A 26077-nucleotide genomic window follows, 5' to 3' on the forward strand; every position below is an offset into this window, starting at 1 on the left:
CGCCGCGGGTCCGCGCCAGCTCGGTGAGCGCCGCATGGGTCTGCGCATCGATCTCGAAGACCTCGGTGGCGCCCTGGCCGGACGCGACGGCCGGGCGCGGCCGGTCGGCGGGCAGGTCGAGCTGCTCGGGCAGCCCGCGCAGGGTCCGGGTCCAGAAGTCGATCTGCTCGGCGATCACCGATTCCGGATCGTCCTCGGAGCCGAGCACCTCGCGCTGCCACAGCGCGAAGTCGGCGTACTGCACCTCCAGCGGACGCCAGGCCGGCTCGCCGCCCTCGACGCGAGCGCCGTAGGCGGTCATCACATCGCGGGTCAGCGGGCCCATGGAGAAGCCGTCGGCCGAAATGTGGTGCACCACAAGGGCGAGCACGTGTTCGGTCGGGCTGATCTCGAACAGCCGGGCCCGGAACGGCACCTCGGAGGTGACGTCGAATGCGGTGCGCACCAGTTCGGCGACGCGGGCGGGCAGCTCGGCTTCGGTCACCTCGACCGGGCTCAGGTCCGGGATCACCTTCGCGGTGGGCACGGCCTGCTGGTAGGCGGTGCCGTCGACCTCGGGATAGAAGGTGCGCAGCGATTCGTGGCGGGCCAGCACATCGGCGACCGCGATCTGCAGGGCCTGCCGGTCGAGCAGACCGGACAGCCGCACCGCGGCCGGGATGTTGTCGACCGCCGATTCGGGATCGAACCGGTTGAGGAACCACATCCGCTGCTGGGCCAGCGACAGCGGCACCAGCTCGGGCCGCTGCTGCGGCACCAGCGCGGCGCGCGCACCGGCACCCGCCCGGGATTCGGCCCTTGCGGCCAGCGCGGCGACCGTGGACGCCTCGAACAGTTCGCGCACGCCGAGATCGGTGTCGAGCGCGGCCGAGAGCCGGGCGGCGACCTGGGTGGCGCTCAGCGAGTTGCCGCCGAGGGCGAAGAAGTCGTCGTCCAGGCCCACCCGGTCCAGGCCGAGCACGTCGGCGAAGGTGGTAGCCACGATCTCTTCCACCGGCGTGGTCGGGGCGCGGAACACCGCGGCCTCGAACACCGGCGCGGGCAGTGCCTTGCGGTCCAGCTTGCCGGAGGCATTGAGCGGGAACTCGTCGAGCACCATCACCACGGCCGGAACCATGTAGGCGGGCAGCTGCCGTCCCAGTTCCTCGCGCAGCGCCTCGGTGTCGACCGGAACACCCGGCGTGGCGACCACATAGGCCACCAGCTGATCGCCGGTGTGCTGATCGCCGCGGACCACCACGACCGACTGGGCGACTTCGTCGAGCCCGGTCAGCGCGGCCTCGATCTCGCCGAGCTCGATGCGCAGACCGCGCAGTTTCACCTGGAAGTCGGTGCGGCCCAGGTACTCCAGCTCGCCGTCGGCGGTCCAGGCCACCAGGTCGCCGGTGCGGTACATGCGTTCGGCGGTGCCGAACAGGTTGGCCACGAAGCGGTCGCTGGTCAGGTCCGGGCGGGCCACGTAACCGCGCGCCAGCTGGGTGCCCGCGAGGTACAGCTCACCCGCCACGCCGACCGGCACCGGCCGCAGCCGCGCGTCCAGCACGTAGACCTGGGTGTTGTAGACCGGCGCACCGATCGGCACGGTGTCGGTGTCGGCGTCGGTGACCTCGTGGAAGGTGACGTCGACCGCGGCCTCGGTCGGGCCGTACAGGTTGTGCAGCGCCGCGCCGGTCAGCTCACGCAACCGGTGCGCAGGCTTGGGCGAGAGCGCCTCACCGGAGGCGAAGACGATGCGCAGCGAATCACACTGCGCGGCAGCGGCATCCGCGACGAAGACCGCCAGCATGGACGGCACGAAGTGAGTGACGGTGACGCCCTCGGCCGTGATGATCTCGGCCAGGTAGGCCGGATCGCGATGCCCGTCCGGCTTGGCGACCACCAGGCGCGCGCCGATCTGCAAGGGCCAGAAGAACTCCCACACCGACACGTCGAAGGTCGCCGGCGTTTTCTGCAACACCACATCGGAGGCGTCCAGCTGATAGGCCGACTGCATCCACACCAGACGGTTCACGATCGCGCCGTGCGAAACCGCCACACCCTTCGGACGACCGGTCGAACCGGAGGTGAAGATGACGTAGGCGGTGTTCGACGGCCGCAGCGGGGCGCGTCGCTCGGCATCGGTGATCGGTCCGTCGGTGTAGCCGGACAGATCCAGCAGGTCGATGCGCACCTGCGCGGTGTCGATATCGAGATCGTCACCCGAGGTGAGCACGCACACCGGATCGGCCGTGGCCAGAATGTATTCCGTGCGCTCGGCCGGATGATCCGGGTCCAGCGGCACATACGCGCCACCGGCCACGCTGACGGCGTACATGCCGACCACCAGGTCGATCGACCGGCGCATACCCAGCGCCACATACGATTCCGCGCCTACGCCGCGCTCGATCAGCCAGCGCGCGAGCAGGTTCACCCTGGAGGCGAACTCCGCGTAGGACAGAGTCGTCCCCTCGAAGCTGACGGCGGGCGCGTCCGGGGTGCGCGCGACCTGCGCCTCGAACATCGAGACCAGCGTCGCGGTGTCGTCGACCGCGTGCGCGGTGTCGTTCCAGCCGGAGACCACCAGTTCACGTTCGGCGGCATCGAGCAGCTCGATCTCGCCCGCCGCGACGGCGGGTTCGGCGGTGATGGTGCCCAGCACCCGGATCAGTCGATCGGCGATGCGCCGCACCGTCTGCTCGTCGAACAGATCGCGCAGGTAACCGGCACGAATCCGCAGCTTGGTATCGAGCTGAGCGATCAGCGTCAGCGGGTAGTGCGTGGCGTCGGCCGCGTCCAACCCGGTGACGGCCATACCGTCGATATCGGCAGCCTGCGCCTGAATCCCCTCGGCATCAACGGGATACGACTCGAACACCACAAGCGTGTCGAAGAGCCCACCAATCCCCGCGGCCGACTGAATCTCCGCCAGACCCACATAGTGGTGGTCCAGCAGGTCCGCCTGCTCACCCTGAGTCCGGACCAGCACATCGAGCACAGACTCGGAAGCATCGAACCGAACCCGAACCGGGACGGTATTGATGAACAAACCCACCATCGACTCGACGCCGGCGAGCTGCGCCGGACGGCCCGAGACGGTGGTGCCGAACAGCACGTCGTCGTTGCCGGTCATCCGGCCGACCAAGATCGCCCACGCGACCTGGAGCACGGTGTTCGCGGTGACGCCGAGCTCGGCGGCCAGCGCCGTCATCCGCGCGGTCGTCGCCTCATCCAGCTCGAACAGGTACTCACCCGACAGCGAGGTGATCTCGCGGCCGGCGTCCGGACGGGCGAGCAGCGTCGGCTCGCTGATACCGCGCAGCGCCTCGGTCCACGTCGCGAGCGAGGCGGCGTGATCCTGCTGGGCGACCCATTCCAGGAAGTGCTTGTAGGAACGCACCGCGGGCAGCGCGTTCACATCGGCGTGCACCGCGTACAGCACCAGCAGGTCCTGCATGAGCAGCGGCATCGACCAGCCGTCGAGCAGGATGTGGTGGTTGGACACCACGAACTGCCAGCGCGCGCCGTCCTCGGCGGTGGCGTCGGCCACCTGGATCAGGGTGAACCGGATCAGCGGTGGTTCGGCCAGATCGAAGCGCCGCATGCGGTCGGCGTCGATCAGGTCGGTGGCATCACCGGTCTCGGTGCGGTCGTGCTCGGACCAGTCCACGCGGACGCTGTCGAGCACCACCTGCACCGGGTTGCCGTCGTGATCGGAGACGAACGCGGTGCGCAGGTTCTCGTAGCGGTCCACCAGCGCCTGCGCGGCGGCGCGCAGCCGGTCGGCGTCGACCCGGCCGGTCAGCGTCAGCACCGCCTGCGCGGTGTAGACGTCCACCGAATCGGCGGCGAGCCTGGCGTGGAACAGCAGACCCGACTGCAGCGCCGACAGCGGCCACACATCGGTGAGCGCCGGGAAACGCTGCTCCCAGCCGTCGATATCGCGCTGCTCGGTGCGCACCAGCGCGAAGTCGGACGGTGTGTGCCCGCCCGCGCCGGTCGAATTGGCGTGCCGGGCAACCGCTTCCAGCGCGGTCACCCACAGTTCGGCGAACTCGCGCACCGACGCGGCATCCAGCAGGGTGGACGGGTAGCCGATATTGGCGGTGAGCTTGTCGCCGACCACGATGGCGTTGACGTCCAGCGGCGCCATCGCGGGCATATCCGCGTCGTAGGCGCCACCGAGCGAACCGAGTTCGGGAGCGGGAATCCAGCCGAAACCGCGCAGCGATTCCGGCACGTCGCCGTCGGAAACCCGGCCCAGGTAGTTGAAGCTGATCTGGCCGGGCAGCTCATTCGGCAGTTCGGCGGCGGTGTCGGTGTTCAGGTAGCGCAGCAGGCCATAGCCGATGCCCTTGTCCGGCACCGCGAGCAGCTGCTCCTTGACCGCCTTGAGCGCGGCGCCCAGCGCGGGACCACCGGCCAGCGCACCGTCGATATCGATGCCGCGCAGGTCGAAACGCACCGGGAAGATCGCGGTGAACCAGCCGACCGTGCGGGACAGATCGGCGCCGGCGACGATGTCTTCCTCGCGGCCGTGGCCTTCCAGCCGGATCAGCAGCGAGTCGTCGGGCCGCACCCCGCGGGTGCGCCGCGACCGCCAGACCGCGGTGGCCAGCGCCAGCGCGGTGAGCAGACCATCGTTGACGCCGCCGTGGAACAGCGCGGGCACGGTGGTGAGCAGGGCCTTGGTGACCTCGGGCGATACCTCGACCTGATGCTTCTCGATGACGCCGGAGGTGTCCACCGCCGGATCCATCGGACGCTCGGTGAGCAGCGGGTCGGCCACACCGACCACCGAACGCCAGTAGTCGAGTTCGGCGACCCGCTCCGGGTTGCGCGCCTCCCGTTCGAGGGCGTGCGCCCAGGCCCGCATCGACGTCGCGGGCGCCACCAGCTCCGGTTCCTGACCGGCGGTGAGCTGGCCCCAGGCGGCGACGAAATCGGGCACCAGGATGCGCCAGGACACGCCGTCGACCACCAGGTGATGGGCGACGACGATGAGCCGGCCCGCGCGGTCGGCGCGGTCGGGTTCCAGCCAGACGAACCGGACCACCACACCGGTGGCGGGGTCGAGCCGGTTCAGCGAGGCGTCCAGCGCGGTGGCGGCCAGGTCGAACAGCTGCGCGTCGTCGACGTCGGCGGAGAACACCGTGTGGTCGATGAGCGCGTCCACATCGACGGTGCCCGGCGCCGCGGTCTGCACGACCCAGTCACCGGCGGAGCGGCGCAGGCTCGCGCGCAGCATGTCGTGCCGGTCGATGACGGCGCCGACCGTGGCGGCGATACCGGCCCGGTCGATGCCGACCGGCAGTTCCAGCGCCAGCGTCTGATTGAACCGGCCGAACGAACCGCGCCGCTGCGCCATGAACCGCACCACCGGGGTGAGCGGCATGGTGCCGACACCACCGCCGGGCAGCTCCTCCAGCGCGGGCGCGGCGGTCGCGGTGCCGTCGGTGGTCTCGGCGACCGCGGCCAGACCGGCCACGGTGCGCTGTTCGAAGACGTGGCGCGGGGTGAACACGACACCGCGCGCCTTGGCCCGCGACACCAGCTGAATGGAGACGATGCTGTCGCCGCCGAGCGCGAAGAACGAATCGTCCACGCCGACCCGCTCCACGCCGAGCACCTCGGCGAAGACCTCCGCGATGGTCTGCTCGACCGGCGTGCGCGGGGCCCGGAACACCACCTCGGTGGCGAAGACCGGCTCCGGCAGTGCCTTGCGGTCCAGCTTGCCGACCGGGGTCAGCGGTACCCGGTCGATCACCATGATCGACGAGGGCACCATGTAGGCGGGCAGCCGGTCCTCGACGTGCGCCGTCAACGTCGCCACATCGATCGAACGACCCTGCGCCGCCACCACATACGACACCAGCGAGACCGCGCCCGCGGCGTTCTTGTGGCCGATGGTGACCGCGAAGTCGACGGTTTCGTGCGAGGCCAGCGCCGCGTCGATCTCGCCGAGCTCGATGCGGAAACCGCGCACCTTCACCTGGAAGTCGGAGCGGCCGACGTACTCGACCTCGCCGGTACGCGTCCAGCGGACGACGTCACCGGTGCGGTACATCCGCTCACCGTCGCCGTAGGGGTTGGCCACGAACCGGTCGGCCGTCAGCCCCGGACGCGCGTGGTAGCCGCGCGCCAACTGCACGCCCGACAGATAGAGCTCACCCGCGACACCCACCGGCACCGGCCTGAGCTGGGCGTCCAGGATCAGCGACCGCATACCGCGGATCGGACCGCCGATGGTCACCGTCTCGCCCGGCACCAGCGGATCGCTGATGTTGGTCATGATGGTGGTCTCGGTGGGGCCGTAGCCGTTGTGGAAGTGGCGCACCTCGCCGGACTCGCCGTCCAGCGGCACCGCCCACTTGGCCACCAGTTCCGGCGGGCAGGCCTCACCACCGGCGACCAGCACCCGCAGGGTGTCCAGGCCGCTCGGATCGAAGGTGGCCAGCGCGGCCGGGGTGATGAAGGCGTGGGTGACCCGCTCGGTGCGGATCAGTTCCGACAGCTCCTCGCCGCCGTACACACCGGGCGGTACCACGACCAGCGCACCGCCCGCACCGATCGCGAGCAGCAGCTCGAGGATCGAGGCGTCGAAGCTGGGCGAGGCGAAATGCAGTGCGCGCGCATCGGAGTCGAGCGCGTAGCGCTGGATCTGCTCGGCACTGAAGTTCGCCAGGCCGCTGTGGGTGACCACGACGCCCTTGGGGACGCCGGTGGAGCCGGAGGTGTAGATGACGTAGGCCGGATGCTGCGGCCGCACCGGGCGCACCCGGTCGGCGTCGGTGATCGGGCCACCGTCGAACCCGTCCAGGTCCAGATCGTCGAGCACCAGCCAGCGCGCCGATTCCGGTAGCCCCTCGCGCACCGAGGCCACGGTGAGGCCGACCGGCGAACCGGAGTCGGTGACCATGTGCGCGATGCGCTCGGCCGGGTAGTTCGGGTCGACCGGCACGAACGCCGCGCCGGTCTTGGCGACAGCCCAGGCCGCGAACACCGAATCCGCCGAACGCGGAACGCCGACGGCGACAAGGTCTTCGGCGCCGATGCCCTCGGCGATCAGCAGGCGGGCCAGGCGGTTGGAACGCTCGTCCAGCTCGCCGTAGGACAGAGTTGTCCCCTCGAACACCACCGCGGGCGCCTTCGGGTCGCGTGCGGCGGCCTCGGCCAGCAGATCGGCCAGCACCCGCGGCGCCACCGCGGGCGCACCGGTGCGCGAGACCAGATCGGCGCGTTCGGCGGCATCGAGGACGTCGATGGCCCCGACGCTGATCGAGGCGTCGGCGGCGATCGCCTCGAGCACCCGCCGCCAGCGCGCCGCGATCTCGGCCACCGTGGCCTCGTCGAACAGCTCGGTGGCATAGGTCAGCGCCAACGCCATGCCCGCGCCGGACTCACCGTGCTCGGAGAGCGTGAACTGGAGATCGAACCGGGCGACGTTTTCTTCCAGATCCAGCGCCGACACCGACAGCCCCGGCAGTTCCAGGCTGGTGCGGTCGAGGTTCTGGAACGCCAGCATCACCTGGAACAGCGGGTTGCGGGCCTGCGAACGCTCCGGCGCCAGCAGTTCCACCAGCCGCTCGAACGGCACATCGGCATTGCCGTAGGCGTCCAGGTCGGTGCGGCGCACCCGATCCAGCAGCTCGGTGAACGATTCGGCCGGATCGATGCCGGTGCGCAGCACCAGCGTGTTGACGAACATGCCGACCAGGTCGTCGAGGGCCTGTTCGCCGCGGCCGGCGATGGGGGTGCCGACGGCGACGTCATCGCTGCCGGACAGCCGCGACAGCAGCACCGTCAGCGCGCCGTGCATGACCATGAACAGCGAGGCGCCGCTGCGGCGGGCCACCTCGTCCAGCGCGGCCACCAGGTCGCCGGGCAGTTCGGTGTGCAGGGTGGCGCCGCGCAGCGAGGCGACCGCCGGACGCGGCCGGTCGGTCGGCAGGGCCAGCTCGTCGGGGATGCCGTCGAGCGCGCGCTGCCAGTAGGCGACCTGGCGGGCCATCAGCGACTGCGGATCGTCCTCGGAGCCGAGCACCTCGCGCTGCCACAGCGCGAAATCGGCGTACTGCACCGACAGCGGCTCCCAGCCGGGGGCGCTGTCCTGGATGCGGGCGCTGTAGGCCAGCATCACGTCGCGGGTGAGCGGGCCCATCGAGAAGCCGTCAGCGGCGATGTGGTGCACCACCACGACCAGCACATGCTCGTCGGCGCCGACCTGGTACAGCCGGGCACGCAGCGGAACCTGTTCGGCCACATCGAATCCGGTGGACACGAACGCGGTGACGGTCTCGAGCAGCTCACCGGCGTCGACCGGAACCGGGTTCAGATCCAGATGGATCTGCTCGGCGGGCACGATCACCTGGACCGGGCTGCCGCCGTGCTCGGGGTAGCGGGTGCGCAGCGATTCGTGCCTGCGCACCACATCGGCCACCGCCAGGCCCAGCGCCTCCGCATCGAGCGCACCGGACAACCGCAGCGCGATCGGCAAGTTGTAGGCGGCCGAGGTGGTGTCGTACTTGTTCAGGAACCACATGCGCTGCTGCGCGAACGACAGCGGCACGGTTTCGCCGGTGGCGCGCGGACGCGCCGTCAGCCTGGTCCTGGCCTCGGTGCCGGTATGCGATTCCACCCGCGCGGCCAGCGATTCCACCGTCGACGCCTCGAACAGCGTGCGCACCGGCACCGTGGTGCCCAGCGCCGCGCCGATCCGGGAGACCACCCGGGTGGCGATCAGCGAGTTGCCGCCAAGGTCGAAGAAATCGTCGTCGACGCCGACCCGCGGCAGGTCGAGCACCTCGGCGAACACCGCGGCCACCGTCTCCTGCACCGGGGTGACGGGGGCGCGGAACGCCCTGGCCTGCACGGCCGGTGCGGGTAGCGCGCGGCGATCCAGCTTCCCGTTGACGGTCAGCGGAATCCATTCCAGCCGCACCACGGCCGAGGGAACCATGTAGGCGGGCAGCAGCTCGGCCGCGCCCTCACGCACCTGGTCCAGGTTCGGCGCGGTATCCGGCTCCGACACCACATAGGCGACGATCCGCTGGTCGCCCGGCTGGTCCTCGCGCACGATGACCGCGGCCTGGGCGATGCCCGGCTGGGCCAGCACGGCGGATTCGATCTCGCCGAGCTCGATGCGGAAACCGCGCACCTTCACCTGATCGTCGGCGCGACCGAGGTATTCGAGTTCGCCGAAGCGGTTCCAGCGCGCCAGGTCGCCGGAGCGGTACAGTCGCGAGCCCGTGCCCTCGCCGAGCGGATTGGCCACGAACCGCGCCGCCGACAGATCCGGGCGGCCGAGGTAGCCGCGCGCCAACTGCGGTCCGGCCACATACATTTCGCCCGCAACGCCGACCGGCACCGGTCGCAACCGGTTGTCCAGCACGAACACCTGCAGTCCGGCGATGGCCCGGCCGACGACGCTGCCGGCGGCCCCGGCGATGGTCGCCGCGTCCAGCGCACGGTAAGACACGTGCACCGTGGTCTCGGTGATGCCGTACATGTTGACCAGCAGCGGCGCCGTATCGCCGTGCCGGGCAACCCAATCCGAGAGGCGGCGCAGTTCCAGCGCCTCACCGCCGAACACCACGTACCGCAGCGACAGCGGCGTGGCGTCCTGGGCATTGCGGTCGGCCTCGGCCAGCTGATAGAAGGCCGACGGCGTCTGGTTGAGCACCGTCACCTTCTCCGCGCGCAGCAGTTCCAGGAACTGCTCGGGCGAGCGCGAGGTGTAGTAGTCGACGACGATCAGGGTGCCGCCGAACAGCAGCGGACCCCACAGCTCCCACACCGAGAAGTCGAAGGCGTAGGAGTGGAACAGCGTCCAGACATCGTCCGGGCCGAAACCGAAGTCTCGGTCGGTATTGGCGAACAGCCGCACCACATTCCGGTGGGCCACCGCGACACCCTTGGGGCGTCCGGTGGAACCGGAGGTGTAGATGACGTAGGCGACGTGATCGGGGTGCAGCGGGGCGCGGCGGTCGGCGTCGGTGATCGGCGCGTCGTCGGCGTCCTCCACATTGCCGGCTTCCACGGCGAACCCGTCCAGCACCACGCTCGGCAGGTGCTCGGGCACCGTCACCTGAACCGTCGAGTCGACGATCACGCTGGTCGGCGCGGCATCGGAGAGCACGTAGGCGATACGGTCGGCCGGGTAGGCCGGGTCCACGGGCACATAACCGGCGCCGGTCTTGACCACCGCGAGCAGCGCGACCACCAGATCCAGCGACCGCGGCAGGATCACCGCGACCAGCGACTCCGGACCGGCGCCGTCGGCGATCAGCCTGCGCGCCAGCACATTCGCGCGCCGATCGAGTTCGGCGTAGGTGAGGGTGTCGGCGCCGAAGCGGGCCGCGATCCGATGCGGGTGCGCGGCCGCTGCGGCGTCGAACAGGGACGACAGGGTGGCGTCGGCGTCGCCGAAGATGCCGGTGCCGGTCTCGGTGGCGAGCGCATCGGCGCCCGAGGAGACCCACCGCTGCGACACATCGAGCCGCTCGGCTTCACCCAGCAGGTCGATATCGCCGACGGCGACCGAGGCGTCCTCGGCGGCACCGCGCAGGATGCGCACCAGCCGGTCGGCGAACGCGGAGACGGTCTCCGGGTCGAACAGGTCGGTGGCGTAGTTCCACGACAGCGACAGGCCGCCGTCACCGATCTCGCCGACGGTGAGCTGGATGTCGAACTTCGCGGTGCCCGGATCGAACTCGACCACGTCCAGGTCGAGACCTGGCAGCGAGACGGTGCCCATATCGGCGGCCGAGGCGGCCTCGAAGGTCAGCGCGATCTGGAACAGCGGGTGATGGGCCTGGGAGCGAGCGGGGCTGATGACGTCGACCAGCCGCTCGAACGGCACATCGGCGTGCGCGAACGCTTCCAGGTCGGTGCGGCGCACCTGCTCGAGCAGTGCGTCGAAGGCGACGCCCGGCGTCACCTCGGTGCGCAGCACCAGGGTGTTGACGAACATGCCGACCAGATCGTCGAGCGCCTGCTCGCCGCGTCCGGCGATGGGAGTGCCGATGGCGATATCGCTGCTGTTGGACAGTCGTGCCGCCCAGGTCGCCAGCGCCGCGTGCACCACCATGAACAGGGTGACGCCATTGGCGCGGGCCAGCTCCTCGAGCTCGCCGCGCAGTTCCGCGTCGATCGAGAAGGTATGCGTACCACCGGCATTGGTGGCGATTTCGGGCCGCGGCCGGTCGGCGGGCAGCTCGATCTGATCGGGCAGATCACGCAGCCGTTCGGTCCAGTACGCGATCTGGCGGGCGGCCACCGATTCCGGATCGGATTCCTCGCCGAGCACCTCGCGCTGCCACAGCGCGTAGTCGGCGTACTGCACCTCGAGCGGCGCCCAGCCGGGCAGCTCACCCCTGGCGCGTTCGGCATAGGCGGTGACCACATCCCGCAGCAGCGGGCGCAGCGAGAAACCGTCGGTGCTGATGTGGTGCATGACCAGCACCACCACATGAGTCTGCGGATCGAGGGCCAGCAGCGCGGCCCGGAACGGGATCGCGGTGGTGACATCGAAGAAGGTGCTCGCCAGCGCCACGATCCGGGCCGGGAGCTCCTCGGCGGTGACCGGCTCGGGGGTCAGCCGCACCCGCACCTCGTCGGCGGGCAGGACCCGCTGATAGCCGGTGCCCTCCACCTCGGGGTACACGGTGCGCAGCGCCTCGTGCCTGGCCAGCACATCGCCGATGGCGGCATCGAGCGCGGCGAGGTCGAGTTCGCCGGTGAGCCGGATGGCGACCGGGATGTTGTTGACGGCGGTCTGATTGTCGAAGCGGTTGAGGAACCACATCCGCTGCTGCGCCGGCGACAGCGGCACCAGCTCGCCGCGCTCGCGCGGCACCAGCGGCACCTGTCCGCCCGCACCGGCCGACGACTCCACCCGGGTGGCCAGCGCGGCCACCGTGGGCGCCTCGAACAGCACCCGCACCGGAATCTGGGTATCCAGGGCAGCGCCGAGTCGCGCCGCCACCTGAGTGGCCACCAGTGAGTTACCGCCGAGGGCGAAGAAATCGTCGTCGAGGCCGACGCGTTCGACGCCGAGCACATCGGCGAAGGTGCCCGCCACGATCTCCTGCACCGGGGTCACCGGCGCGCGGAACGCGGTGGCCGCGAAGGTGGGTTCGGGCAGTGCCTTGCGGTCGAGCTTGCCGGAGGCGTTGAGCGGGAACGCGTCGAGCACCACGTAGGCCGCCGGCACCATGTAGGCGGGCAGCTGCCTGCCGAGTTCGGCGCGCACCGCGTCGATATCGACCACGCGGTCCGGGTCGGCCACCACATAGGCGACCAGCTGATCGCCTATGTGCTCGTCCGAGCGCACCACGACCACGGCCTGGGCGATGGATTCCAGTGCGGTGAGCGCGTTCTCGATCTCGCCTAGTTCGATGCGCAGGCCGCGCAGCTTCACCTGGAAGTCGGTGCGGCCGAGGTATTCCAGTTCACCATCGGAGGTCCAGGCGACGAGGTCGCCGGTGCGGTACATGCGCTCGCCCGCGGTGAAGGGATTGGCGATGAACCGGTCCATGGTGAGGTCCGGCCGGCCGACGTAGCCGTGCGCGAGCTGGGCGCCCGCCAGATACAGCTCACCCGGAACACCCGCCGGCACCGGCCGCAGCCGCGCGTCCAGCACGTAGACCTGGGTGTTGAACACCGGTGCGCCGATCGGCACCGAGGTGGTGTCGGCATCGGTGACCTCGTGGAAGGTGACGTCGACCGCGGCCTCGGTGGGGCCGTACAGGTTGTGCAGCCGGGCGCCGGTGAGCTCGCGCAAGCGCTGCGCGGTGAGCGCGGGCAGCGCCTCACCGGAGGCGAAGACGTTGCGCAGGCCCAGGTATTCGGCGGCCAACGGTTCGGCCACGAACACCGACAGCATCGACGGCACGAAGTGCACCGTGGTGACCTGCTCGTCGGCCATCAGCTGGGCCAGGTAGGCCGGATCGCGATGCCCGTCGGGCTTGGCCACCACCAGCCGCGCGCCGACCTGCAAGGGCCAGAAGAACTCCCACACCGACACGTCGAAGGTGGACGGCGTCTTCTGGATCACCACATCGTCGGCGGCCAGACCGTATTCGGCGTGCATCCACACCAGCCGGTTGACGATGGCCGCGTGGCTGACCGCGACACCCTTGGGGCGCCCGGTCGAACCGGAGGTGAAGATGACGTAGGCGGTATTGCCCGGACGCAGCGGACGATGCCGGTCGGCGTCGGTGAGCACTTCGCCGGAGAACGCCGAGAGATCCAGCTCATCGATGCGCACCTGCCGTGACAGCGTGGTGTCCAGATCGGAACCCGAGGTGAGCACGCACACCGGGCGCGCGGTCTCCAGGATGTAGTCGATGCGCTCGGCCGGATGATCCGGATCCAGCGGCACATACGCGCCACCGGCGACGCTGATCGCGTACATGCCGACGACCAGGTCGATGGAGCGCCGCATACCCAGCGCCACATACGATTCCGGGCCGACCCCGTTCTGCTTGAGCCAGCGCGCCAGCCGATGCACCCTGGCGGCGAACTCGGCGTAGGTGAGACTTGTCCCCTCGAAGGTGACGGCGTACGCGTCCGGGGTGCGCGCGACCTGGGCCTCGAACAGCGAGACCAGGGTGGCGGCGGCATCGCCGACCGGCGAGGTCAGCGCGGCGTCAACCGGGAATTCGGTGTCGTTCCACCGATCCAGCACGCGGGTGCGTTCGATGGAGTCGAGCAGCTCGATATCGCCGACCGAGGTACCGGGCGCGTCGGCCACGCCGCGCAGCACCCGCAGGAACCGCTCGGCGAAGGTCTTCGCGTAGCCGGAGTCGAAAAGATCGGTGGCGTAGACGAGTTCGGCGTCCATCTCCGAATCCGCGCCGGGCACCTCGCTCAGCGTGAGCTGGAGATCGAACTTGGCCGTCGGCTGATCGATGCCGAGTTCGGTCACCGTGAGACCGGGCAGCTCCAGTGAGGTGCGGCCGAGGTTCTGGAACGACAGCATCACCTGGAACAGCGGATGCCGCGCCTGCGAACGCGCCGGGTTCAGCACCTCGACCAGACGTTCGAACGGCACGTCGGCGTGCGCGAAGGCCGCCAGATCGCGCTCACGCACCTGCGCGAGCAGTTCGCCGAACGGCTGCGCCGGATCGACCTCGGTGCGCAGCACCAGGGTGTTGACGAACATGCCGACCAGATCGTCGAGCGCCTGCTCACCACGGCCGGCCACCGGAATACCGATGGCGATGTCGTCGGTGCCGCTCAACCGCGCCAGCAGCGCCGCGAACGCGCCGTGCACCACCATGAACAGCGTGGTGCCGGTGCCGTGCGCGACCTGGTTCAGTTCCTCGATCAGCGCGCCAGGCACCCGGAAGCGGTGGGTGCCCGCGCCGTAGCTCGCGACGGCGGGTCGGGGGCGGCCGGCCAGGCGCAGCTCGTCGGGCAGCCCGGCCAGCGCGGTGCGCCAGTAGTCGAGCTGTTCGGAGATCAGCGAGGTCGGATCGTCCTCGGAGCCGAGCGCCTCGCGCTGCCACAGCGCGTAGTCGATGTACTGGACGGCCAGCGGCGGCCAGCCCGGCTCCACCGACGCCGTCCTGGCCACGTAGGCCGTCATCAGATCGCGCACCAGTGGACGCATGGAGAAGCCGTCGGCGGCGATGTGGTGCACCACCACGGCCAGCACGAAGTCCTGCTCGCCCAGCTGGAACAGCCGCAGCCGCACCGGCAGTTCGGTGGTGACGTCGTAGCCGCGGGAGGCGAATTCGTAGAGGGCGGAACCGATCTCGTCCTCGCCGAGCGCCACCACGTCCAGTTCGGGGATGGCCCGGGTCGAGGGCAGCACCCGCTGATAGGCAATGCCGTCGTGGGACGGGTAGATGGTGCGCAGCGACTCGTGGCGCACGATCACATCCGACACCGCGCCACGCAGCGCGTCCAGATCGAGCACGCCCTGCAACCGGACCGCGGCCGGGATGTTGTTGGCCGCGGAATCGGCGTCGAAGCGGTTGAGGAACCACATCCGCTGCTGAGCCAGCGACAGCGGCGGATGCTCCGGACGCACCTGTTGGGCGAGCGCCTGCCTGGCGCCACTGCCCGCATGCGATTCCATCCGCGCGGCGAGCGCACCCACGGTGGGTGCCTCGAACAGGGTGCGCACGCCCACCTGGGTGTCGAGTGCGGCGCTGAGCCGCGCCACCGCCTGGGTGGCGACCAGCGAGTTACCGCCGAGCTCGAAGAAGTCGTCGTCCACACCGACCCGGCCGACGCCGAGCAGATCGGCGAAGACCTCCGCCACGATCTCCTCGATCGGCGTCGAGGGCGCACGGAAGCTCTTGGCCTCGAACTTCGGCGCGGGCAATGCCTTGCGGTCCAGCTTGCCGCTGGCATTCACCGGGAAGGCGTCGAGAACCACGAGAGCGGCGGGGATCATGTAGCCGGGCAGGGTGGCCGCGAGGGCCGCCTTCACCGCGTCGGGATCGATGACGGCGTCGGCTTCGCGCACCACATAGCCCACCAGCTGATCGCCCGAATGCGCATCGGCGCGCACCACCACCACCGACTGCGCGATACCCGGGTGCGCCAGCAGCGCGGCCTCGATCTCGCCCAGTTCGATGCGCAGACCACGCAGCTTCACCTGGAAGTCGGTGCGGCCCAGGTACTCCAGCTCACCATCCGAAGTCCAGGTGACGAGGTCACCGCTGCGGTACATGCGCTCGCCGGGAGCGCCGTAGGGGTTGGCGACGAACCGGTCGGAGGTCAGGTCGGCGCGACCGAGATAGCCGAGTGCCAGCTGATCGCCCGCGAGATAGAGCTCTCCCGCGATACCGGGCGCGACCGGTCGCAGCCGGGCGTCGAGCACGAAGACCCGGGTGTTCCACACCGGGCGGCCGATCGGCACCGAGACGGTGTCGGCGTCGGTCGCCTCGTGATAGGTGACGTCGACTGCGGCCTCGGTGGGGCCGTACAGGTTGTGCAGCCGGGCGCCGGTCAGCTCACGCAAGCGCGCGGCCGTCGGTGCCGGCAGCGCCTCACCGGAGGCGAACACCTGCCGCAGTCGCGGTGCGGGAAGGGCCGCGGCGTCACCGTTCTCGTTGCCGAGGGTGGCCACGAACACCGACAGCATCGACGGCACGAAGTGCGCGGTGGTGATGCCCTGTTCGGCGATGATCCGGGCCAGGTACACCGGGTCGCGATGGCCGTCGGGCTTGGCGACGACCAGGCGGGCCCCGGTCTGCAAGGGCCAGAAGAACTCCCACACCGACACGTCGAAGGTCGCGGGGGTCTTCTGGAGCACGGCGTCGTCGGCGTCGATCGGGTACTCGTGCTGCATCCACAGCAGCCGGTTGACGATCGCGGCATGGCTGACCGCCACACCCTTGGGACGTCCGGTGGAGCCGGAGGTGAAGATGACGTAGGCGGTGCCCGCGCCCAGGATCGGCCGGGTCCGTTCGGCATCGGTGATCGGGGCGGTATCGAAGGCGGACAGGTCGAGCGCGTCCACCTCCAGCAGCGGCGCGGTCTCGGCGGTGAATTCGTCCCGCGTGGTGGTCAGGACGACCGCGGGCTGCGCGGTGGCCAGCACGTAATCGATGCGGTCGGCGGGCTGATCCGGGTCGATCGGCACATATCCCGCGCCGGTCTCCAGCACCGCGTACATCGCGACGACCAGATCCACCGAACGCCGGATGGCCAGCGCCACCAGCGCATCCGCGCCCACGCCGTCGGCCAGCAGCCTGCGGGCCAGCCGATGCACTCGCCCGGCGAATTCGGCATAAGACAAGTTCGCGTAGCGATTCGATGAGGGGTGGTGGTCGGGCGACGGGTGGGCCTGCTCGTCTTCGAAGACCAGCGCCACCGCGTCCGGGGTCGCCGCGGCCTGCTGCTCGAACAGCGACACCAGCGTCGCCTCGGGCACCGGATGGGTGGTGTCGTTCCAGTCGGTGAGGACCTTGGCCCGCTCATCGGCGGCGAGCAGATCGATATCGCCGATGGCGATGGTCGGGTCGGCGGTGATCGCGGCCAGCACCCGGTCGAGGCGGTTGGCGAATTCGGCGACCGTGGCCTCGTCGAACAGATCCAGCGCGTAGGAGAACTCGGCCGACATACCGGCGGCCTCGCCCAGCTCGTCCTGGGTTTCCGAGAGCGTCAGCTGCAGATCGAACTTCGCCAGCCTGGCGTCGTAGTCGATGCCGTTGACCGACAGCCCGGGCAGCTCCAGGCTGGCCTGCCGGGTGTTCTGGAAGGTCAGCATCACCTGGAACAGCGGATGCCTGGCCTGCGAGCGAGCCGGGTTCAACACCTCGACCAGGCGCTCGAACGGCACGTCGGCGTGCGCGAAGGCATGCAGGTCGGTTTCGCGGGCGCGGGCCAGCAGCTCGTCGAAACCGGCGGCGCCGTCGACCTCGGTGCGCAGCACCAAGGTGTTGACGAACATGCCGATCAGATCGTCCAGCGCGGCTTCACCACGGCCGGCGACCGGGGTGCCGATGGCGATATCGCTGGTGCCCGACAGCCGTGCCAGCAGCACCGCCAGCGCCGAATGCATCACCATGAACAGTGAGGCATTGTGCCTGCGGCCCAGCTCCACCAGCGCACGCTGGGTCTGCCCGGAGATGACGAACGGATAGGTGCCACCGCGATAGGAAGCGACGGCCGGACGCGGCCGGTCCGAGGGCAGCACCAATTCATCCGGCAGGTCGGCGAGTTCACGCGACCAGTACCGGATCTGGTTGGAGATCAACGAGTTCGGATCGTCCTCGGAGCCGAGCACCTCGCGCTGCCAGAGCGCGTAATCGGCGTACTGCACCGGCAGCGCCGACCAGGCGGGAGCCTCCCAGGAGGTGCGTGCGGCGTAGGCGACCATGACGTCGCGAGCCAGCGGCCCCATCGACCAGCCGTCGGCCGAGATGTGGTGCACCACCATGCCGAGCACATACTCGGTCTCGTTGATCTCGAACAGCCGCGCGTGCAGCGGCACTTCGCTGGTGACGTCGAAGGCCATCGAGGCCAGCTCCACCAGATGGTCGATCAGGTTGTGCTCGGTGACCGGGATCGGGGTCAGGTCCGGCACGATCTGGGCGGCATCCAGTACCACCTGCACCGGGCCCGCGCTGGTCTCCGGGAACACGGTGCGCAACGACTCGTGCCGGTCGATCACGTCGATGACCGCGACCTGGAGCGCGGCGACGTCCAGATCGCCGGAGAGCCGGATGGCGACCGGAATGTTGTTGACCGCGGATTCGGTGTCGAAGCGGTTGAGGAACCACATGCGCTGCTGAGCCAGCGACAGCGGCACCTCCTCCGGCCGGTCCCGCGCCACCAGCGCCTTGCGGGCGCCGTCACCGGCGTGCGATTCCACCCGTGCGGCCAGCGCCGCGACGGTGGAGGCCTCGAACAGCATGCGCACCGGCACCCGGGTGTCGAGTGCGATGCCGAGCCGGGATGCGACCTGGGTCGCGATCAGCGAGTTGCCGCCGAGTTCGAAGAAGTCGTCGTCCACACCCACCCGGGTGATGCCGAGCACCTCACCGAAGATCTGCGCGACGATCTCCTCGATCGGCGTTGTCGGAGCACGGAATTCGCGCACCTCGAACACCGGCGCCGGCAGCGCCTTGCGATCCAGCTTGCCCGACGGGTTCAGCGGCAGCGCCTCGAGCACCACGATCGCCGAGGGCACCATGTACGACGGCAGCGTGCGGTGCAGCGCGCCCTTGATGCTGTCGATATCGACCGGGCCCGCGTCGGTGACGACGTAGCCGACGAGCTGATCGCCTGCCACCGTGTCGAGCACGAGCACCACGGCCTGGTTGACGGCCGGATGATCCAGCAGCGCGGTCTCGATCTCACCGAGCTCGATGCGCTGACCACGGAACTTCACCTGGAAGTCGGTGCGGCCGATGTATTCCAGCACGCCGGCCGTGCCGACCTCGGGGTCATGCGGTTCGACCCAGCGCACCAGGTCGCCGGTGCGGTAGAGCCGCGAACCGGGCGGGCCGAACGGGTCGGCGACGAAGCGTTCGGCGGTCAGGTCGGGGCGGCCGTGATAGCCGCGCGCGGTCTGGATGCCGCCGAGGTACAGCTCACCGGGGACGCCCACCGGTACCGGCGAGAGCCCCTCGTCGAGCACATAGGTGCGCGCGTTCCACACCGGGCGCCCGATCGGCACGCTGGCCGGGGCCACCTCGTTCAGATGCCAGGCGGTGGCGTGCACGGTGAACTCGGTGGGGCCGTACAGGTTGTGCATCGCGGCCGTGGAGAACTGCCGGAAGGCGGTCACCGTCGCAGGCGGCAGTGCCTCACCGGCCACCAGAACCGCACGCAGTGAAGCGCATTCGGCCGAGTTGGCGGCACCGGCGAACACCGAGAGCATCGACGGCACGAACGAGGTCATGGTGACCCGGTGCCGTCCGATGATCTCCGAGAGGTACAGCGGATCGCGATGCCCGTCCGGCGCCGCGATCAGCATCCGGGCGCCGACGGCGAGCGTGCCGAACAGCTCCCACACCGAGACGTCGAAGGTCACCGGGGTCTTCTGCAGCACCACATCCGCCGGGTTCATCCGGTATTCGGCGGTGATCCAGGCGATCTGGTTGACCACCGAGGCATGGCTGACCGCCACACCCTTCGGACGGCCGGTGGAACCGGAGGTGTAGAGCACGTACGCGGTGTTCGACGGACGCAGCGGCGCCAGGCGATCGGCGTCGGTGACCGGCGCGTCGGAGTAATCGCTCAGGTCCTCGGTGTCGAGGAAGATCACCGGCACCTCGCCGGCGCTGATGTTGTCGGCGACGGTGGTGAGCACACACACCGGTGCCGAGGATTCGAGCACGTATTCGGTGCGCTCGGCCGGGTGATCGGGATCGATCGGCACATAGCCGCCACCGGCGGTCATGGTCGCGTAGAGCGCAGCGAGCATGTCCACCGAACGCCGGATGCCCACGGCGACCAGCGATTCCGGGCCGACGCCCGCGTCGATCAGCTTGCGGGCCAGGCGGTTGACCCGGCTCGCGAACTCGGCGTAGGTGAGCTCTTCGTCCAGGCCGTCGATGCGGCCCGCGGCGTCGAAGACGACGGCGAGCTCGTCCGGGCGCTGCCGCACCTGCTCGGCGAACAGCTCCAGCACGGTGGATGCCGGAATCTCATGGGTGGTGTCGTTCCAGCCCGAGAGCACGGTGGCGCGTTCGGCGTCGTCGAGGATCTCGATATCGCGCACCGCGGTATTCGGTTCGGCGACAACGGTTTCCAGCACCCGAAGGTAGCGGCGGGTGAATTCGTCGACGGTGGATTCGTCGAACAGATCGGTGGCGTAGGAGACCACCGCGGCCATGCCTGCGGGCGCGCCGTCGCCCGCACGCTCCTCGGTGACCGTCCATTGCAGGTCGAACTTGGCGATATCGACCTCGAGCTCGTCGGCGGTGACCGACAACCCGGGCAGCTCCAGCGTCGCGTGCGACATCTCCTGGAACGACAGCATCACCTGGAACAGCGGATGCCGCGCCTGCGAACGGGTCGGGTTGAGCACCTCGACCAGCCGCTCGAACGGCACATCGGTGTTCGCGAACGCCGCCAGGTCGGTTTCCCTGGTGCGGGTGAGGAATTCGGTGAACTGCTCGCTGCCGTCGACCTCGGAACGCAACACCAGGGTGTTGACGAACATGCCGATCAGATCGTCGAGCGCCTGCTCACCGCGGCCCGCGACCGGCGTGCCGATGGCGATATCGGTGGTGCCGGACAATCGCGCGAGCAGCACCGCCAGCGAGGCGTGCATGACCATGAACAGGCTGACGCCCTGCGCGCGAGCCAGCGCGGACAGCCGCTGGTGCAGTTCGGCGTCGATGGTGAAACCGACCCGGCCACCACGGAAGCTCTGCACCGCCGGCCGCGGCCGATCGGCGGGCAGATCCAGCTGATCGGGCAGCCCGGCCAGCGCGCGCTGCCAGTAGGCGATCTCGCGCGCGGCCATCGACTCCGGATCCGATTCCGAGCCGAGCAGTTCACGCTGCCAGATGCTGTAATCCTGGTACTGCACCGGCAGCGGCGCCCAGGACGGCTCCTCGCCCTCGGCGCGCGCCAGGTAGGCGGCCGCGACGTCGCGGGCCAGCGGGCCGAAGGAGAAACCGTCGGCGGCGATGTGGTGCACCACGAACGCCACGGCGTACTCCGGGGTGCCGTTACCGCGGCCACCGGTGACCTCGTAGATCCGCACCCGGATCGGCAGCTCACGCGAGACGTCGAAACCGGTGGAGGCGAATCCGGCCAGCACACCGGGCAATTCGGATTCATCGATGGGCTCGACGGTGATGCCGAGATCGACCTGCTCGACCGGGATGACGAACTGATAGCCGCCGTCACCGGACTCCGGGAAGATGGTGCGCAGCGATTCCTGCCGCGCCACCACGTCCTCGAGCGCGGTCTGCAACGCCTCCACGTCCACCCGGCCGCGCAACCGCACCACGAACGGCAGGTTGTAGGTCGGCACAGTGGGGTCGAACTGGTTGATGAACCACATGCGCTGCTGCGCCAGCGACAGCGGAACCCGTTCGGGCAGGCGCTGCGCCACCAGTGGCGGCCGGGCACCCGCGGTGGCGGCCGAATGCTCCGCGCGCGCCGCGATTCCGGCGACCGTCGGCGTCTCGAACAGCGCACGCACCCCGAGCTGGGTGTCGAACGCCGCGCTGATCCGCGACACCACCTGGGTGGCGACCAGCGAGTTACCGCCGAGGTCGAAGAAGTTGTCGTCGATGCCGATCCGGTCCTGGCTCAGCACATCGGCGAAGATGCCGGCCACCACCTGCTCGGCCTGGGTGCGCGGGGCCCGGAAACCGGAGGCGTCGGCGGCGAACACCGGCTCCGGCAAGGCCTTGCGGTCCAGCTTGCCGCTGGTGTTGAGCGGGAAGGCGTCCAGCACCATGATCGACGCTGGCACCATGTAGCTCGGCAGCTTCTCCGCGACGAACCGCGTCAGCTCCGCCGATTCCACCGTCTGCCCTGGCGCGGGCACCACATAGGCCACCAGCTGCTGACCGGTGGCGGTGTCGACCACCAGCACCACGGCCTGGCTGACGGCGCTGTGCGCGAGCAGATCGGTCTCGATCTCGCCGAGCTCGATGCGCTGACCACGGAACTTCACCTGGAAGTCGGTGCGGCCGATGTATTCCAGCACGCCCGCCGCGTTCCAGCGCACCAAGTCGCCGGTGCGGTACATGCGCTCGCCGTTCGGGGACAGCGGGTTGGCGACGAAGCGGTCGGAGGTCAGATCCGGGCGGCCACGGTAGCCGCGCGCCAGCTGACGTCCACCCAGATACAGCTCGCCCGGCGCGCCGATCGGCGCGGGCCGCAGCCGCGAATCCAGAACGTAGACCTCGACATTCCACTCCGGGATACCGATCGGCACCGTCACGGTGTCGGCGGCCGTGGCCTCCCAGTAGGTCACCGAGACCGCGGCCTCGGTGGGGCCGTACAGGTTGTGCAGGCCGGCCGAGGTGATCGCGCGGAAAGCCGCCGCCGTCTCCGGCGGCAGCGCCTCACCGATGACGAACACCGCGCGCAGCGATTCCACCTGCGCGGGGGTGGCATGGGAGACGAAGACGGTGAGCATCGAGGGGACGAAGTCGGTGAACGTCACCCGGTGCGTGGCGATCATGTCCGCCACGTACAGCGGATCGCGATGGCCGTCAGGAGCGGCGATGACCAGCTTCGCGCCCACCATCAACGGCAGGAAGTAGCCCCACAGCGACACGTCGAAGGTGGTCGCGGTCTTCTGCAGGTACACGTCGTCGGCAGTGAGCTGGTACTCGTCGAGCATCCACAGCTGTTGGTTGACGATCGCGTGATGGGTCACCGCGACGCCCTTGGGGCGGCCGGTCGAACCCGAGGTGTAGATGACGTAGGCGGTGTTGTCCGGCCGCAGCGGGGCCCGGCGGTCGGCGTCGGTGATCGGCTCGGCCGAGTAGCCCGACACATCGAGGGTGTCGATCTCCACGCGCTGCACCGATTCGGGCAGCTCCAGCTCGTCACCGGAGATCGTCAGCACACAGACCGGTGCCGCGCTGTCGAGGATGTAGGCGGTGCGATCGGCCGGATGATCCGGATCGATCGGCACGTACGCGCCACCGGCCTTCAGCACCGCGTGCATGCCGATGACCAGCTCCAGCGAACGCCGCATACCCAGCGCGACCAGCGATTCCGGGCCGACACCGTCGGCGATCAGGAACCGGGCCAGCCGGTTGACCCGCTCGTCGAACTCGGCGTAGGTGAGGGTGGCGCCCTCGAAATCGAGCGCGATGTTGTCCGGGGTGCGCGGGATCTGCGCGTCCAGCAGCGCGGGCAGCGTGGTGGTCGGCACCTCGTGCGCCGAATCGTTCCACTCCACCAGCGATTCGGTGCGCTCGGCGGCCGTGGTGACCTCGAGCTGCCAGACCGCGGTCTCGGCGTCGGCGGCCAGGAACCGGTCGAAGAACTCCAGGAAGCGGCCGTGATGGCGGCGCGCCTCGTCCTCGGTGTAGAGGTTCGGGTTGGTCTCGAAGTCGATATGCGAACGGGTGCCCGCCACCGACTGATAGAAGTTGACGCCCAGATCCTCGATGCTGCCGGTGGACAGCACGCTGAGCTGGCCGACCATCGGGCCGAGCACCAGCTCGTCGTGGAACAGCATGATGTTGACCCACGGACCGAAGAACTCCGTGGTCACCACACCGTCGCCGGCCGAGTCACGGCGGATGTCCTCATGCCGGTAGCGCTGATGACGCAGCGCCCCCGACACCTCCACCTGCACCTGCCGCAGCAGTTCGGTGACCGAGGTGTCATAGCCGACGTGCAGCCGCAGCGGCACGATATTGGAGGCCACACCGCCGGAGCGGCGCATCGCCGCGGTAGTACGTGCGGTGACCGGCAGGCTGAGGATGACTTCCTCATTGCCGGTCAACTGGGCCAGGTACGCGGCGAAACCGGCGATCAGCATCGCGGCGGGCGACGAGTCGTGGCGGGCGACGGCCTCGGTGAGCAGCGAATCCTGCTCCTCCGACAGGGCGGCGCTGACGATCCCGTTCACCGGCGACGGCGGCGCCGAACGACCCGCCAGGCTCGACCCCTCCTCCAAGCCCGCTACCCGCTGAGCCCAGTGCTCCTTATCGGACTGGAAGCGCGTGCTGTCGCGGTAGGCGATCTCGGATTCGTAGAGGGTGCGCAGGTCGGCGGCCTTGCTCGGCGCGGGCTCGGCGCCGGTGACATAGGCGGTGTAGAGCTCGGCGATGCGCGTCATGAACGTCATCGCGCCGAAGCCGTCGAGGGCGATGTGATGGGCGCGCGAGTACCAGAACCAGCGGTGATCCTCGATCCGCAGCGCGGCCGCACGGATCAGGCGGTCCTTGACGATGTCGAGCGGCTGGGAGTACTCCGCGCGCATCCACTCCTGGGCGGCGGCTTCGGGATCCTCGGCGTCGCGCAGATCCACGTATTCGAGGGTGGCGTCCAGCGACGGATCGACGGTCTGCAGCGGTTCACCATCGCGTTCGATGATCCGCAGGAAGCCCGAGCCCATCTCGAGAGCGGCATCGGCACTGGCCCGCTCGAGGGCCGCTACATCCAGGTCGCCGCGCAGATCGACATACTGCGCGATGTTGACCGGCACCTGAGGATCGACATGCTGGGCATACCAGATACCCAGCTGCGCCGGGGACAACGGAAAGAATTCATCCCGCTCACCACCAGTTTCGCCGTTTCCGCCGAAATCCAGCCGGTCCAACCGTAACCTCGCTTCCGGAACACCACGCAAGCGCTCCCCGACGACACCCGGACAGGACGCTCACCTATCCAAGCGTGGCGTCCACTTCTCCGAGCTCAGTTCTCGTATCAATCAGACAAAAATGTTCATTGGCACTATCTGTCCGCCGGGCCACTTGTTACATGGGCACGACCGGACCCGAGGTCGCCCACGCGGCACATCCGCGAACTTCGCTGCTGATCACCGAATCAATCTACCGTCGCCCTGGGCACCGGACCAACCAACGCCCATAGCCTGCGGACATCGTCGCTGGCGGCGGGGCCGCGAGGCCGTTCGCGGGCTCCGGACCATGCTCACACCCACGCGATCCGGCAGGTGAGTAAGGCGACAATCAGCAGGTCCGCGCTCTGGTTGTGATGCGCGTCCGGCTGCGATCAGCCGATCACGCCTGCGCCGGGGATCAGCGTCACCCGGCCCGTGGCGGTGACGAGCACCGGGCCTGCACCGACCCGGACCCGCAGCGGAGTACCGGACGTCAACCAAGCGACACCTCCTGCTCCCGTCACCATGCTGTGCCAGTGCACCGCGAGTTCCTTCGCCGGTCCGTCCCCTTCCTCGGGGCGGAACCGCAGCACGATCACCTGCGGGTCATCGGGCGGGCGTTCGGCCATAACCGCCGCCGCACCCAATTGCGGTGACAACCCCGGATCGCGCCAGTACACCACCGGAGTGGTCGATCCGGCCGGAGCGGCGCCGGCTGTCGATCCGGCGAAGGCCGCGGCAATCGCGGCGGCTGCGATGCCGCAGGTAGCCCACCGTGAAGGAGTCATACGAGCAACACTAGGTCGCCGCCAGCGCCCGCCGGACAGCCGTCCCTTCCTGGCGGATTCCGGCCGTTACGGAATGCAGCCGGGAATCAATGGAACCAGCACCGGGTCCGGTGCGTCCATGTCTGCGTAGGTAAGTTCTGGGCTCAATCGGCGGAGTGGAGGGTTCTGGGGTGGGCATCGAGATTCCCGAGGCGTTGCAGTGGGCCGCGAAGTATGTCGTGGGGGCCGGTGATTGGCCCGAGGGCGATGAGACCGCGATGCGGCGCATGGCCGACGCCTACAACGGTGCCGCCACCACCCTCGATGATCTCGGTGATGATGCTCAACGCCAGGTCAACCAACTGCTGTCCGCGCTGGACGGGCAGACCGCGGATGCGATCGAGGCGTTCTGGAAAAAACTCGGCAACGACAACGGCGCCCTCGCCGCCCTGACCGGGCTGTTGAAAGACCAGGCCGACCTGGTCGATGACGGCGCCAACGACATCGAACACACCAAACTGATGATCATCGCCCAACTGGTGATCTTCGCCGTCGAAATGGCCGCAGCGCTGGCCGCCATGGCCACCGGTGT

General features: G+C 69.4%; 3 protein-coding genes (1 of these 3 only partly in view). 1 reads left to right on the forward strand and 2 read right to left on the reverse strand.

Annotated elements, in window-relative coordinates; all coding sequences use genetic code 11:
- Together AC4HOU_RS27065 and AC4HOU_RS27070 are read right to left on the reverse strand one after the other, a co-directional pair.
- Positions 1-24697: the 5' portion of a non-ribosomal peptide synthase/polyketide synthase gene (locus AC4HOU_RS27065; protein WP_490725532.1), read on the reverse strand. 18965 nt of this gene lie to the left of the window's left edge; the window shows 24697 of its 43662 coding nt (coding positions 1-24697); its start codon is at positions 24695-24697; its stop codon lies beyond the left edge, outside the window.
- A 413-nt stretch (positions 24698-25110) separates the two neighbouring features.
- Positions 25111-25506 (reverse strand): hypothetical protein, encoded by a 396-nt coding sequence (locus AC4HOU_RS27070; protein ID WP_194992384.1) that lies wholly within the window; start codon positions 25504-25506, stop codon positions 25111-25113.
- A gap of 170 nt (positions 25507-25676) precedes the next feature.
- Here AC4HOU_RS27070 and AC4HOU_RS27075 point away from each other — a divergent pair.
- On the forward strand, positions 25677-26077 hold a 401-nt coding region (locus AC4HOU_RS27075), incomplete at its 3' end, for a WXG100 family type VII secretion target (RefSeq protein ID WP_490725533.1).

Source organism: Nocardia sp. JCM 38205 (assembly GCF_058222935.1).